At 55.3% G+C, this 13254-nt stretch carries 15 protein-coding genes; 8 read left to right on the plus strand and 7 right to left on the minus strand.

Annotated elements, in window-relative coordinates; translation table 11 throughout:
- Window positions 1-399: 399 nt before the first annotated feature.
- The gene (gene gmhB, locus AAGR22_RS18530; protein WP_067706292.1) at window positions 400-960 is read right to left on the minus strand and encodes a D-glycero-beta-D-manno-heptose 1,7-bisphosphate 7-phosphatase; all 561 of its coding nucleotides are present in this window, start codon (window positions 958-960) and stop codon (window positions 400-402) included.
- Between the two features lie 457 nt (window positions 961-1417).
- On the opposite strand from gmhB, the gene metN reads away from it, so the two are divergent.
- The 6 genes from metN to proS all read left to right on the plus strand — a co-directional run bounded on the left by metN (window position 1418) and on the right by proS (window position 7023).
- Window positions 1418-2449, plus strand: a complete 1032-nt coding sequence (gene metN / locus AAGR22_RS18535) for a methionine ABC transporter ATP-binding protein MetN (protein ID WP_345828919.1) — start codon at window positions 1418-1420, stop codon at window positions 2447-2449.
- The gene (locus AAGR22_RS18540) at window positions 2442-3095 is read left to right on the plus strand and encodes a methionine ABC transporter permease MetI (protein ID WP_067706289.1); all 654 of its coding nucleotides are present in this window, start codon (window positions 2442-2444) and stop codon (window positions 3093-3095) included. Before metN ends, AAGR22_RS18540 begins: the two co-directional genes overlap by 8 nt.
- A 26-nt stretch (window positions 3096-3121) precedes the next feature.
- Window positions 3122-3937 carry a MetQ/NlpA family lipoprotein gene (locus AAGR22_RS18545; protein WP_345828920.1) on the plus strand — a complete coding sequence of 272 codons (816 nt, stop codon included), beginning with the start codon at window positions 3122-3124 and terminating at the stop codon, window positions 3935-3937.
- Window positions 3938-4086: 149 nt separating this feature from the next.
- Window positions 4087-4491, plus strand: a complete 405-nt coding sequence (rcsF, locus tag AAGR22_RS18550) for an Rcs stress response system protein RcsF (protein WP_067706283.1) — start codon at window positions 4087-4089, stop codon at window positions 4489-4491.
- Entirely contained in the window at window positions 4488-5195 is a 708-nt protein-coding gene (gene tsaA, locus AAGR22_RS18555; RefSeq protein WP_067706281.1) for a tRNA (N6-threonylcarbamoyladenosine(37)-N6)-methyltransferase TrmO, read from the plus strand. Before rcsF ends, tsaA begins: the two co-directional genes overlap by 4 nt.
- Before the next feature lie 109 nt (window positions 5196-5304).
- Window positions 5305-7023 (plus strand): proline--tRNA ligase, encoded by a 1719-nt coding sequence (gene proS, locus AAGR22_RS18560; protein ID WP_345828923.1) that lies wholly within the window; start codon window positions 5305-5307, stop codon window positions 7021-7023.
- 141 nt (window positions 7024-7164) lie between these two features.
- Here proS and arfB read toward each other — a convergent pair whose 3' ends face one another.
- Together arfB and AAGR22_RS18570 are read right to left on the minus strand one after the other, a co-directional pair.
- Window positions 7165-7587, minus strand: coding sequence for an alternative ribosome rescue aminoacyl-tRNA hydrolase ArfB (arfB, locus tag AAGR22_RS18565; RefSeq protein ID WP_067706279.1), 423 nt, complete (start codon window positions 7585-7587; stop codon window positions 7165-7167).
- Window positions 7584-8138 carry a YaeQ family protein gene (locus AAGR22_RS18570; protein ID WP_345828925.1) on the minus strand — a complete coding sequence of 185 codons (555 nt, stop codon included), beginning with the start codon at window positions 8136-8138 and terminating at the stop codon, window positions 7584-7586. Before AAGR22_RS18570 ends, arfB begins: the two co-directional genes overlap by 4 nt.
- A gap of 133 nt (window positions 8139-8271) precedes the next feature.
- Between AAGR22_RS18570 and AAGR22_RS18575 the strand changes: the two genes are divergently transcribed.
- Both AAGR22_RS18575 and rof read left to right on the plus strand, forming a co-directional pair.
- Window positions 8272-8472 carry a YaeP family protein gene (locus AAGR22_RS18575; RefSeq protein ID WP_067706275.1) on the plus strand — a complete coding sequence of 67 codons (201 nt, stop codon included), beginning with the start codon at window positions 8272-8274 and terminating at the stop codon, window positions 8470-8472.
- A complete protein-coding gene (gene rof / locus AAGR22_RS18580; protein WP_345828929.1) occupies window positions 8459-8722 on the plus strand; it encodes a Rho-binding antiterminator in 264 nt (87 codons plus the stop codon). Before AAGR22_RS18575 ends, rof begins: the two co-directional genes overlap by 14 nt.
- A 43-nt stretch (window positions 8723-8765) precedes the next feature.
- On the opposite strand, the gene AAGR22_RS18585 is transcribed toward rof, so the two are convergent.
- From AAGR22_RS18585 to AAGR22_RS18600, 4 genes are all read right to left on the minus strand, one after another.
- Entirely contained in the window at window positions 8766-9059 is a 294-nt protein-coding gene (locus AAGR22_RS18585) for a cytochrome c (protein ID WP_345828931.1), read from the minus strand.
- A gap of 32 nt (window positions 9060-9091) precedes the next feature.
- Window positions 9092-10390 carry a tRNA lysidine(34) synthetase TilS gene (tilS, locus tag AAGR22_RS18590; protein WP_345828933.1) on the minus strand — a complete coding sequence of 433 codons (1299 nt, stop codon included), beginning with the start codon at window positions 10388-10390 and terminating at the stop codon, window positions 9092-9094.
- Window positions 10391-10629: 239 nt separating this feature from the next.
- Complete coding sequence (locus AAGR22_RS18595) at window positions 10630-11019, minus strand: VOC family protein (RefSeq protein WP_067706268.1); 390 nt, start codon at window positions 11017-11019, stop codon at window positions 10630-10632.
- Window positions 11020-11111: 92 nt separating this feature from the next.
- Window positions 11112-13250, minus strand: a complete 2139-nt coding sequence (locus AAGR22_RS18600; RefSeq protein ID WP_345828935.1) for a lysine decarboxylase LdcC — start codon at window positions 13248-13250, stop codon at window positions 11112-11114.
- Between the last annotated feature and the right edge of the window lie 4 nt (window positions 13251-13254).

The raw sequence follows: 13254 nt of genomic DNA on the forward strand, positions 1-13254 counted from the left end.
TTTGCTTCAACAAGTGAAGCGATGCTCAAGTGTAAAACGTCATAATGAATTTCATTATGTGTTCACTCTTAAGACTTGATATTTTTTGCGCCTTGCGGCGCTGATATCAATCCTGCGAGTGCCCACACAGATTGTCTGATAAATTGTTAAAGAGCGGTGCGGCTGGCGCCTTGGCGGCCTGCTGCGAGGTGGCGTATATTACGCTTTCCTCCTTCAGAGTCAACTTCTTTTTGGGAAGTTTTTCTCCGGCGGTTCAGCTTCCTGACCCTCTCAACCCGGCGGCCTGTAAGCCGTTGTTCCGTGTCGATGGAGGCGCATTATAGGGATGCGCCCGGGGAAGGCAAGTATAAATATGAACTTTTTTACCGTTCGCTGAAAGTTCGTGCAGAACGCTGCTTTTTAGCCCTGTTTAATGCGTGCAGGCAGGTCTGCAAGGCTGTTTATGACCCAGTCTGCTGCATTTTCACCCTCTTCCGTCACTGGCTTACCGCTACGCACTAAAACCTTTTTACCCACGCCTGCCGCTTTTCCTGCCAGCATGTCCTCAGGTTTGTCACCTACCATATAAGAAGCGGCCATATCGATATTGAGTTCCTGCTGAGCGGACAGCAGCATGCCGGGGTGTGGCTTCCGACAGTCGCACTGCTGGCGATACTCTTCTACTACCGCGTCCGGGAGATGCGGACAGAAGTAGATGCCATCCAAATCGACTTCACGATCGGCCAGCGACCAGTCCATCCATTCGGTGAGCTGCATAAAGGTATCTTCATTAAAGATACCCCGCGCAATACCGGACTGGTTAGTTACCATCACCAGCGCAAAACCCATTTTCTTAAGTTCACGCATTGCGTCGATCGCGCCATCAATAAATTGAAAGTTGTCGATTTCATGCACGTAACCATGATCGACATTCATTGTGCCGTCGCGATCGAGAAATATTGCGGGTACGGTATTAGCCACCGGAAGCTCCTGTAATTACCTGTTGCGTTGGGGCATATCATATCCCTGCGCCCGTAACAGAACCAGTAGAGTAATGACGATCGCATTTTCACCCGGTAGCCTGACCACAACATTCCCTGTTCAGGCGTAAAGCGTCGTAGTGTGACCGTGGCATAACGTCACCGCCCCAGGCCGTGAGCGAATGCACCCAATCTGCCCGTAAGCTAATGCGACCTATCCCCCTGCGATCAAAAGCACCGTACCTGCCTGTGAGCAAATACGCTATAAAGGACGACCCGGAGCTTTTTCAACAATGCCGCTGCGCTACGACTGGTTCATTGTGCGAGAATTCCCCGGCAGGGCAGTGAATCATACTTTGATTGATTCAGCCGTCTGGATGCCTTACCATCCACTCGCGCCCGGCGTTGCTCGGGAAGCACTTTACTTAACGCCATGGATAAACAGCAGCGCACTTAAAATGATAAAACTTTCGCACATAACTAAGGTGTTCCAGCAGGGCACACGCACCATCACGGCGCTGTCAGATGTCAGCCTGCATGTGCCTGCGGGGCAAATTTACGGCGTCATCGGCGCATCAGGGGCGGGGAAAAGCACCCTGATCCGCTGCGTTAATCTACTCGAACGCCCCACTTCCGGCTCTGTTCTGGTCGATAATCAGGAGCTCACCACGCTCTCTGAAAGCCAGCTGACACGGGCGCGCCGCCAAATCGGCATGATTTTCCAGCATTTCAACCTGATGAACTCCCGTACCGTCGCTGGCAATGTCGCCCTGCCGCTGGAGCTGGGCAAGCTGACCAGCAGCGAGATCAAAACGCGCGTTACTGAGCTGCTGGCCCTTGTCGGCCTGGCGGACAAGCATGATGTCTGGCCGGCCAATCTTTCCGGCGGTCAGAAGCAGCGTGTTGCTATTGCCCGCGCGCTGGCCACCAATCCTAAAGTGCTGCTGTGTGATGAAGCCACCAGCGCCCTCGACCCGGCAACCACGCGCGCCATTCTTGAATTACTCAAGGACATCAACCGCCGCCTGGGCATCACCATACTGCTGATCACCCATGAGATGGATGTCGTTAAGCGCATCTGTGACGGGGTGGCGGTGATCAGCAACGGCGAGTTAATAGAGAACGATACGGTCAGCGAAGTGTTTTCGCACCCTAAGACGCCGCTGGCACAGCAGTTTATTCACTCCACGCTCCATCTGGATATTCCCGACGATTATTCGGCGCGCCTGACGGCGGAGCCGCGGGCTGACGCCGTACCTTTACTGCGCCTGGAGTTCACCGGCCAGTCGGTAGATGCCCCATTGCTCTCTGAGTCGGCTCGCCGTTTCAATGTGAACAACAATATTATCAGCGCGCAGATGGACTACGCGGGCGGCGTGAAGTTCGGCATTATGCTCACCGAAATGCACGGTACGGATGCTGACACGCAGGCGGCGATCAATTTTCTTAAAGAGCACCATGTAAAGGTAGAGGTACTGGGTTATGTCTGAGGCAATGGTATGGCTTCTCGGCCGGGGCGTTTGGGAAACGCTGATGATGACCTTCGTTTCCGGTTTTTTTGGTTTTGTACTGGGCCTTCCGGTCGGCGTTCTGCTTTACGTAACGCGTCCGGGGCAGATTATGTCCAGCCAAAAACTCTACCGCGTCCTCTCTGCGCTGGTTAACATCTTCCGCTCCATCCCCTTTATTATTCTGCTGGTATGGATGATCCCATTTACCCGCATCATCGTCGGCACCTCCATAGGTTTGCAGGCAGCCATTGTTCCTCTGACGGTGGGGGCTGCCCCCTTTATTGCCCGCATGGTGGAAAATGCCCTGCTTGAGCTCCCGTCCGGGCTGATTGAGGCTTCACGCGCCATGGGCGCCACCCCGATGCAGATCATACGCAAAGTGCTGCTGCCGGAAGCGATGCCGGGGCTGGTAAATGCAGCAACGATTACGCTGATTACGCTGGTAGGCTATTCTGCTATGGGTGGCGCGGTCGGCGCCGGGGGCCTTGGTCAGATTGGCTATCAGTATGGTTACATCGGCTATGACGCGACGGTAATGAATACGGTATTGGTGTTACTGGTGGTACTCGTTTATCTGATCCAATTCAGTGGTGACCGCATCGTTCGCGCGGTCACGCATAAATAACAGCACATTCAGATTAAGGAAGGGATATGTCTTTTAATTTTAAAACATTAGCCACTGTAGGCGCGCTAATTGGTACGCTGGCACTGGTTGGTTGCGATCGCAAAGAAAAAGAACCTAATCATATTAAAGTTGGCGTGATCGTCGGCGCGGAGCAGCAGGTTGCTGAAGTCGCTAAGCAGGTGGCTAAAGATAAGTACGGTCTGGACGTTGAGCTGGTCACCTTTAACGATTATGTACTGCCTAATGAAGCGCTGAGCAAAGGCGATATTGACGTCAATGCTTTCCAACATAAGCCTTATCTCGATCAGCAGATCAAGGATCGCGGCTATAAGCTGGTTTCCGTCGGCAATACTTTCGTTTATCCGATTGCGGGCTACTCCAGGAAAATCAAATCTCTGGATGAGCTGCAGAATGGCGCGCAGGTCGCGATTCCTAACGATCCGACGAATCTCGGGCGTTCACTGCTGCTGTTGCAGAAAGTGGGCCTGATTAAGCTGAAAGAGGGCACCGGGCTGCTTCCAACGACTCTGGACGTGGTAGAGAACCCGAAAAATATCAAGCTGGTTGAGCTGGAAGCGCCGCAGCTCCCTCGCTCGCTGGACGATCAGCAGATCGCTCTGGCGGTGATTAATACCACCTATGCCAGCCAGATTAACCTCACCCCGGAGAAAGACGGCATTTTTGTGGAAGACAAAAACTCACCTTACGTGAATATGATTGTTGCACGTGAAGATAATAAAGATGCTGAAAACGTGAAGAAATTCGTTGAGGCCTACCACTCTGACGAAGTCAGCAACGCCGCGAGCAAAATCTTCAACGGCGGTGCGGTTAAAGGCTGGTAAAATGCCAGGCTCTACGGTTTCACTTCGGTGATAGCCGTGACGCCATTGACAAAGCGGGCGATTGCCCGCTTTATTATTTCCAGAACGCTTGTTATTACCCACCAGGGTTGCTTCAATAACGTCACTTTACCGACTATAAGGAACTTCACATGCGTGTTTTACCGCTCTGTTTGTTAGCCCTTTCGCTGACAGGGTGTTCGCTGCTGCATAAACCGTACAAACCCGTCGAGCCCTTCAAGCAAACTACGCAAACTGAGCCAGCACGCACCAAACCTGCGCCGCGCCCTGTCCCGGTAAAACTTTACACCGATGCTGGCGATCTGGTCAGTAAGCCGTTCCGCGATTTGGGCGAAGTCTATGGTGAAGATTGCCAGAACAGCGCACAGAGCTCACCGCCAAATATTACAACCGCTCGAAGAAGAATGCAGACGCGCGCGTCAACGATGAAAGCCAATGCCGTACTGCTCCATCAGTGTGAAATCGTAAGTAGTGCGCAGGGTTGCTACCGCCAGGCCGTGTGTCAGGGGTCTGCCCTGAAAGTGTCCAACCAGTGAGTGCATTTTCCTTCCAGCAAATTGGCACCCTTCGTTCCCCCTGGAAGGAAAAGTTTGCCGTTCCCCGCCAGCCGGGCCTTGTGCAGGATGGCGGTGGTGAACTTCACCTGCTCCCCCCTTACAATCAGCCCGAAGCCGTGCGCGGACTGGAGGAATTTAGCCATTTATGGCTGCTGTTTGTCTTTCATCAGACGATGGAAGGTGGATGGCGCCCCACCGTACGCCCTCCGCGGCTGGGCGGCAACGCGCGGGTAGGCGTATTTAGTACCCGCTCAACGTTTCGTCCTAACCCGGTGGGGATGTCGCTGGTCGAGCTGACCGGGATTAGAGTGGATAAAGGCAGCGTTGTGCTGGAGCTGGGAAGCCTTGACCTGGTGGATGGCACCCCCATTGTTGATATCAAACCCTATCTGCCATTTGCAGAATCCATTCCTGATGCCCGCGCCGGATTTGCCCAACAGGCACCGGATGCATCAATGCCGGTAACGTTCTCCCCACTGGCGGAGCAACAGGTCGCCAGCCAGCGCCAGCGCTATCCGCACCTTGCGCGTTTTATCCGTCAGGTGCTGGCCCAGGATCCTCGTCCGGCCTACCGTAAGGGCGAAGAGCCGGAGCGGGAATATGCCGCCTGGCTGCTCGATTTTAACGTTCGCTGGTGCGTGACGGGCACAGGAACCGTCGTCATCGCTGTCGATCCGCGTTAATTTATTCCCCTGCATCTTTTGAGAGTTAAAACTCGCTGGTACACTACCGCCAGCATTTTAACTGCCTGGCTTAATTCGTAAGCTTTCTGCTTAACTGGAATCGTAACTCATGCGTACTACTCAATACCTGCTCTCCACTCAGAAGGAGACGCCTGCCGACGCTGAAGTGATCAGCCATCAGCTGATGCTGCGCGCCGGGATGATCCGCAAGCTGGCATCCGGGCTTTATACCTGGCTGCCGACCGGCCTGCGCGTACTTAAAAAAGTCGAAAATATCGTGCGTGAAGAGATGAATAACGCCGGTGCAATTGAGATTTCCATGCCGGTCGTGCAGCCCGCCGATCTGTGGCAGGAAAGTGGACGCTGGGAGGAGTACGGCCCGGAACTGCTGCGCTTTGTCGATCGTGGCGATCGCCCTTTCGTGCTCGGCCCGACGCATGAGGAAGTGGTTACCGATCTGATCCGTAACGAACTGAGCTCATACAAACAGCTGCCGCTGAACGTATTCCAGATCCAGACCAAATTCCGTGATGAAGTGCGGCCTCGCTTTGGCGTGATGCGCTCACGTGAGTTTATTATGAAAGATGCCTACTCCTTTCATATTTCGCAGGCCTCTTTACAGGAGACCTACGATGCAATGTATCGTGCCTACGGCCAGAGCTTTAGCCGGATGGGGCTGGATTTCCGTGCCGTGCAGGCCGATACCGGCTCAATTGGCGGCAGCGCGTCCCATGAGTTTCAGGTGCTGGCGAAAAGCGGTGAGGACGATATCGTCTTCTCTACCGAATCGGACTATGCGGCCAACATTGAGCTGGCAGAGGCCGTCGCTCCTGCCGGTGGTCGTCCGGACGCCACTCAGGAACTGAATGAGATTGACACGCCAGAGGCGAAAACTATCGCTGCGCTGGTTGAACAGTTCGGTCTGCCGATCCAAAAAACCGTGAAGACCCTGCTGGTGAAGGCGGCTGCGGAAAGCGGCCACTCGCTGGTTGCCCTGCTGGTGCGCGGCGATCACGAGCTGAACGAAATCAAAGCTGAGAAAATTGATATCGTTGCCGCGCCGCTGACCTTTGCCACTGAGGAAGAGATCCGCGCGGCTATCGGTGCAGGCCCGGGTTCACTTGGACCGGTAGGCCTGTCACTGCCGGTGGTGGTTGACCGCACCGTGGCGGCCATGAGCGACTTCTGTGCGGGTGCCAATATTGATGGTAAACACCTTACCGGCATCAACTGGCAGCGCGATCTGCCGCTGCCGCGCGTGGCGGATATCCGCAATGTCGTCGAGGGCGATGCCAGCCCGGATGGTAAGGGAACGCTGCTGATCAAGCGCGGCATTGAAGTGGGCCACATCTTCCAGCTCGGCACCAAATACTCCGAAGCGATGAAAGCCTCCGTGCAGGGTGAAGACGGCCGTAACCAGGTTCTGTCAATGGGCTGTTACGGCATCGGCATCAGCCGCATTGTTGCGGCGGCAATTGAACAGAACCATGACGACCGTGGAATTATCTGGCCTGCGGCGCTGGCACCTTTCCAGGTGGCGATCCTGCCGATGAACATGCACAAATCCTTCCGCGTGAAGGAGCTGGCGGAGGAGCTTTACGCCCAGCTGCGTGCGAAAGGCATTGAGGTTATCCTCGACGACCGTAAAGAGCGCCCGGGCGTGATGTTCGCCGACATGGAGCTGATTGGCGTGCCGCATACGATTGTCATTGGCGACCGTAACCTGGACAGCGAAGAGATTGAGTATAAATCCCGTCGCGAAGGTGAAAAACGCATGATTAAGACCGGCGAAATCCTTGATTTCCTGTTAGCAGAAATCAACGGCTAAGCCCCCTCCGTGGCAGGCTGCTGATGCAGCCTGCCACGCTCATACCCGGCTCACCGTAACGTCTGCCTCACACCCCAGTCTGCCCAGCACGCAACGCGTCCGCTACTTCAGCGCGCCACGCTTTTCCGCGCAACGCATCCGTTATTCCGGTGCACCACGCATTTTCCCGCGCATTGATTTTGTTGTCGCCTTACGCGCCTTGCCTTCCAGACGGCGTTTCTTTGACGCCAGCGTCGGTCGGGTTGCGCGTCGCTTTTTCTCCACCACGGTCAGTTCCTGGATCAAATTTCCCAGACGCTTCAACGCCGCTTCGCGGTTCATCTCCTGGCTGCGATACTCCTGGGCCTTGATGATCACCACGCCTTCCGGGGTGATCAAATGATGACTGGTAGCCGTCAGCCGCTCTTTGTAAAATTCCGGCAGGCTGGATGCGCGAATATCAAAGCGCAGGTGGATCGCCGTAGAGCTTTTATTAACGTGCTGTCCACCCGCACCCTGCGCCCGAATCGCCGTTATCTCCAGCTCACTGTCCGGAATGGTGACGTTATTAGAGATAACTATCATGCCAGCTTGCCGTTGATTAACCAGTCAGTGAAGTGCAGCTCCAGATGATGCTGGTCGTCAGAGAGCCAGATCGCGCCATCCTGCACCGTAGCCTGTAACGTCATCGAACGCGAAGCAAGTTGGGTAAGCGCTTTCAGCTGCTCGTCATCGAGGAAACGGATGGTGAGGTTATCCTGCTGCGCCAGTTTATTCTGGTTCTGCTGCCACCAGATTTGCGCCGCGCGACTGGTGTACGTGTACAAAAATACCCGGGCAGAACGGTTACAGGCCTTTTTGATGCGGCGCTCGTCCGGCAGGCCCAGCTCGACCCATACCTCAATGCCGTTATGGTCGTTCATCAGCCAGATTTCAGGCTCATCCTCTGCACTCAGCCCACGGGTAAATGTGAGCCGCTCATCGGCGTTGACCAGCCACGCCAGCAGGCGCAGCATCAGGCGCTCTTCCGTTTCAGACGGATGACGGGCCAGGGTGAGACTGGCGTCGAGATAAACGTTTCTGTCCATATCCGCAACGTTCACCGTCGCCTTGTAGATGGTCGCTTTGAGTGCCATAAAGATCCTTATCTTGATTGACCGCCATTGTAACCCGATGACACCGCAAATGACCTGTTGCCAGGCTGATTTCATGTAAAAGCCTGTGTTATAGTCGCTAAATCGCCAGAGAAAACTCTGTCAGGAGGTGCATGTGCAAAAGTATTGTGAATTAGTCCGCCGTAAATACGCTGAAATAGGCAGTGGCGAACTGGGATACGTGCCGGACGCATTAGCGTGCGTATTGAAAGCACTCAACGAGGTAGCGGCTAATACTGAGCTACACTCTTCCATCAGGGAACAGGCAGCGTTTGCTGCTGCTAACTTATTGGTGAGCGATTATGTTGACGAATGAAGCCTACAGACCTATCAACTGTGATGATTACGACAACCTGGAACTCGCCTGCCAGAAAAGCTGGACGCTATCGCTTGAACTTAAAAATGGCGAGCAGCTTAATGCCAGGGCCACCGATATGGTGTCACGTAAGAATGTGGAGTTTCTGGCCATCGATCTCTCCGGCGAAGTCCGCGAGCTGCGACTGGACCACATCGCCAGCTTCACCCATCCGGAGCTGGGTACCGTCATGGTCAGCGAGTCTGATTAAGCGTCATGCGGGCGGACGCTGTTCCGCCCGCATGACGGCGGTTTTACGGCTTCATGCTGGCATACCATGCAGCCAAATCGTCAATATCTTTATCGTTTAAACCTGCCACAAACGCCTTCATCACTTCTGCCTGACCGCCATTACGTTCCCCTTTTTTATAGGCCTGTAGCGCATGAGCCAGATAGTCAGCATTCTGCCCGGCGAGGTTAGGATAAAGCGCCACCTGCGCCTTACCCTGCGCCCCATGGCATCCCTGACAGCTTGCTGCCTTCTGCGCGCCCGCCTGAGCATCGCCCTGTGCCAGCGCCGGTAGCGTTAAGCACGCCAGAAATAGCATGAGTAATATTTTTCTTATCATGTTGTCTGCTCTTATTTTTTCCAGTGTATTTTCCATACCTTGTCCGATAAAGGTTCCCCCTCGCGGGTAACCCTGACCCCGGCGGCCGCGACAAAGTGCTCGCCGTAAAAAATCAGCGGCGTACGGCCTCGTTGCCAGGGGGGGATATCCCACTCCTGCCAGAGCTTTTTTAGCGAGCGACTTCCGGCCCGGCCGGGAATATGGAATTGTCCCGGAGCCTGAAAACGAACGGTGACCTTTTCTCCCTCTTCCGGCGTACGCACTGCAAGGCCTTCGGTACCCGTTAACAGCTGCCCCAGGCCGTCGGGTAGCGTTAGCGGCTCCCAGGGGGAAGGCCAGTCAATAACGTCATCGCGCACGGCGTTACCGAGCACAAGCCAGTAAAGCCTGTCCCGGAAGCGTCGTACTTCAAACCGGCCAAGCACAAGTCGCGGCGCGGCGTCTTCGCGGCTACAGGCAACCTCCTGCCAGAGACGCTGCAAAGCATCACGAGACGGCATCAGCCCTCCCTGCCCCGCAACCCAGCGACGCAGCAGCGCGCTGCGTCGTGCGTCGCTCATCTCCGCCAGCGGGGGAAAGGTTAGCGCTCCGTCCGCCGTGACTAAATGCGATAATGACTCTGCCAGCAGCTCGTCCAGCAGCTGCTCCTGTTCGCCACAGAGGGCAGCGCTGCGGGAGACGGCCTGTGAAAAGTGCGGCCAGCGCGCCGTCAGCAGGGGAAGCACGGCCTGCCGCAGAAAATTGCGGTCATAGCGCTGGTCCTGATTGCTCTCATCCTCGATCCAGCTCAGTTGATGGTCAGCCGCCCAGGTCTCGAGCTGTTCTCGCGTGTGCGAGAGCAGCGGGCGCAAATGTACATGGCCTGCCAGCGAGGCATGCTGCGGCATGGCGGCCAGTCCGGCCGGCCCGCTTCCGCGCTTTAGCGCCAGCAGCAGCGTTTCACACTGATCGTTTTGATGCTGGGCGGTCACCAGGCACTCGCCCGGCTGGATATGCTGTTTAAACGCATCGTAACGCGCAGCCCGGGCGGCCGCCTCTACCCCCATTTGCCGACTGTTCACCTGTACCTTTACCACCTCGAGCGGCACCTGCCACTGCAGGCACTGCTGGCGACAGCTGTCGGCCCACCTATCCGCAAACGGGCTGAGCCCGTGATGGACATGTATCGCTCTTAGCTGGAGATCGGGAAGCTGCCTGCGCAACAGAACCAGTTGCTGGAGCAGCACGCTGGAATCAAGGCCGCCGCTGTAGGCCACCAGCAGACGCTGATGTCCGGCAAGATGCAGTTGAGGAAGAAGCGAGACTGGCATGAGGATCCCACGATTCACGTTAAAACCCGGCCCTCTCAGACCGGGTGAGTCGGAGGCTATTTTACGCATGGTCAGGCGTTCACAGCAAACCCTCAGCGAACCTGAGGGAGTATTTAATACCGTGCCAGCGCCTGCCATCGCCCATGAGTCACTACGCTAAAGGCAACGACAGCGGCAGACACTGGCAGGCATTTATTACGCCTGATGCAGCTACGGCACCCGACATCGCCCGACATTTATTACGCCTGATACAGCTCCAGCGGCAGGCCGTCCGGATCGGCGAAAAAGGTGTAACGCTTATCGGTAAGCGGATCCACGCGGATCTCCTCGCAGTTCACTCCTTTCGCTTCCAGCTCACGCTTTGCGGCGTCGATATCCGCGACGCTGAAAGCCAGATGGCGAAGACCGCAGGCTTCAGGCTGCGTGGGCCGCGCAGGCGGCTGGGGAAAGGAGAACAGTTCGATAACGTAGTTACCGTTAAGCGCCAGGTCGCCTTTCCACGAATCGCGGGCTTCACGGTAAACTTCGTCCATCAGCGTAAAGCCCAGCACGTCGCAATAAAATGCCTTACTGGTTTCATAATGGCTGGCGATGATGGCGATATGATGGATCTGCCTGATACCTAACATAGTGCTCTCTTGATGATGAATTTGACCTTTTACGCTACGCGGAAATGCCCGGAATGAGAATGGCAAAATTCCGCGAAGACGTGGCTAGCCGATTATGACTTGAGCACCCGCACCAGATACTGGCCTTCCTCGGTCAATGTTGCACCGTGAATATCCGTTTCGAAGCCCGGATAGTGTCGGCCAATGGTGCAGAGCATCAGCAGAAAATCGAGCACCGCGCGGCTCTCTTCGGTGATCATCTCCCCTGGCATCACCACCGGAACGCCCGGCGGATAGGGCAGGATCATATTGGCAGAAACGCGTCCCACCAGTTCGCTGATATCAACCGTTTCGACATTTCCACGGACCTGCTGCTGGAACATCTGGTGGGGCGTCATTTTCATTTCCGGCAGCGTCGCAAAGGCCTGTAGCATCAGGCGCGGCAGATCGTGCTCGCTGATGAGTCGGTGGATCCCCTGAGCCAGCGTCTGGATGCGCATGGTTCGGTAGAAGTCAGGATCTTCGGCATAGAGATCCGGCAGCATATTCTTCACCCGCAGGTTGAGATCGTAGGCGCGCTTAAATTCAGCCAGCCCACGCAACACGCTCATCGCCTTGGTTTTATCAATGCCAATACTGAACAGGAACAGCAGGTTATAGGGGCCGGTCTTTTCAACCACCACCCCACGTTCGTCCAGGTATTTCGCCACCAGCGCTGCCGGGATCCCCTCCTCCGCCATTTCGCCCTGCTCACTCATCCCGGGGGTGAGAATGGTCACTTTGATCGGATCGAGGTACATATGATCCGCATCGGCATCCATAAAGCCGTGCCACTCCTCTTCGCCCGGCTGAATGGGCCAGCATTCAGGTTGGTCAACGCCATCTGGCTGCCAGATATCAAAGAACCAGCCGTCGCACTCTTCGCGCAGCCGCTGGATCTCGCGGCGGAAGTGCAGCGCGCGCTCAACCGAGCGGTTAATCAAGCGCTTACCGGGATTACCCCGCAGCATGGCCGCCGCGGTTTCTATCGACGCCACGATGGAGTAATTCGGCGAGGTCGTGGTATGCATCATGTAGGCTTCGTTAAAGGTTTGTTCGTCGTACTCCCCCTTAATGTGGATCAGTGAAGCCTGGGAAAAGGCCGCCAGCAGCTTATGCGTGGACTGCGTTTCGTAAATAACCTTGCCCGGCGTACGTTCACCGCTCATGCCGCTCAGGCCGTTATAGATTGGGTGGAAATTGGTATAGGGCACCCAGGCAGAATCAAAGTGGATGGAGGGGACGTCCAGCGTCTCTTTAATATACTGGGTGTTATAGAGCAGGCCATCGTAGGTCGAATTGGTGATCACCGCATGCACCGGCCAGCTGGCACGCTCGGTCTGTGCCACCTTCAGCGCGATGCTCTCTTTGGTGAACTCCCGTTTTGGGATCCCGCCAAGGATCCCCAGCGCGTTACGCGTAGGTTTCAGCCAGACTGGAATAATATCGCTCATCATCAGCAGATGAGTCAGTGATTTATGGCAGTTGCGATCCACCAGCACCGTACTCCCGGCGGGGGCCGCATACATACCGACGATTTTATTCGATGTCGAGGTGCCGTTAGTCACCATATAGCTCTGCTCAGCACCAAAGGTACGCGCAATATACTCTTCCGCCTCCAGGTGGGGGCCGGTGTGATCCAGCAGCGATCCCAGTTCAGTCACCGAGATAGAGATATCCGCCTTCAGAGTGTTAGCGCCGTAAAAGTCATAGAACAGCGTGCCCACCGGGCTTTTTTGAAATGCGGTTCCGGCCATATGTCCCGGCGTGCAGAAGGTGTATTTTCCCTCTTTCGCATAGTTAAACAGCGCTTTCGTCAGCGGTGGCGTGATGGTATCAATATATTCATCCGTATACTGGCGGATGCGTTGGGCAATCTCTTCTGCGCCGCCCAGGCCATATTCAAAGAACCAGATGGCCATGCGCATCTCATTGATGCTCACATCCAGGGTGGAATGGGTGTTGATAAAGGCATAAAGCGGCAGGTATTCATTTAACTGGTTGATCTCACTACAGAGATCGAGGCTGTGTTCATCCCAGTCGAAAATCACGCCGCAGATACGGGGATTGTGTTCAATCAGCTTGAGCAGGTCGTTACCGTCTTTCGGATAAATTGTCTGAAAGCCGCGGGCATTTAATACGTTATCAAGTTCGCGGATAGGTTCATCTTTATAGAAGACGTTCTGCGGTCCTACGATCGCAATGATATTCAATGTT

This window comes from Erwinia sp. HDF1-3R, from assembly GCF_039621855.1.
Lineage (GTDB): Bacteria > Pseudomonadota > Gammaproteobacteria > Enterobacterales > Enterobacteriaceae > Erwinia.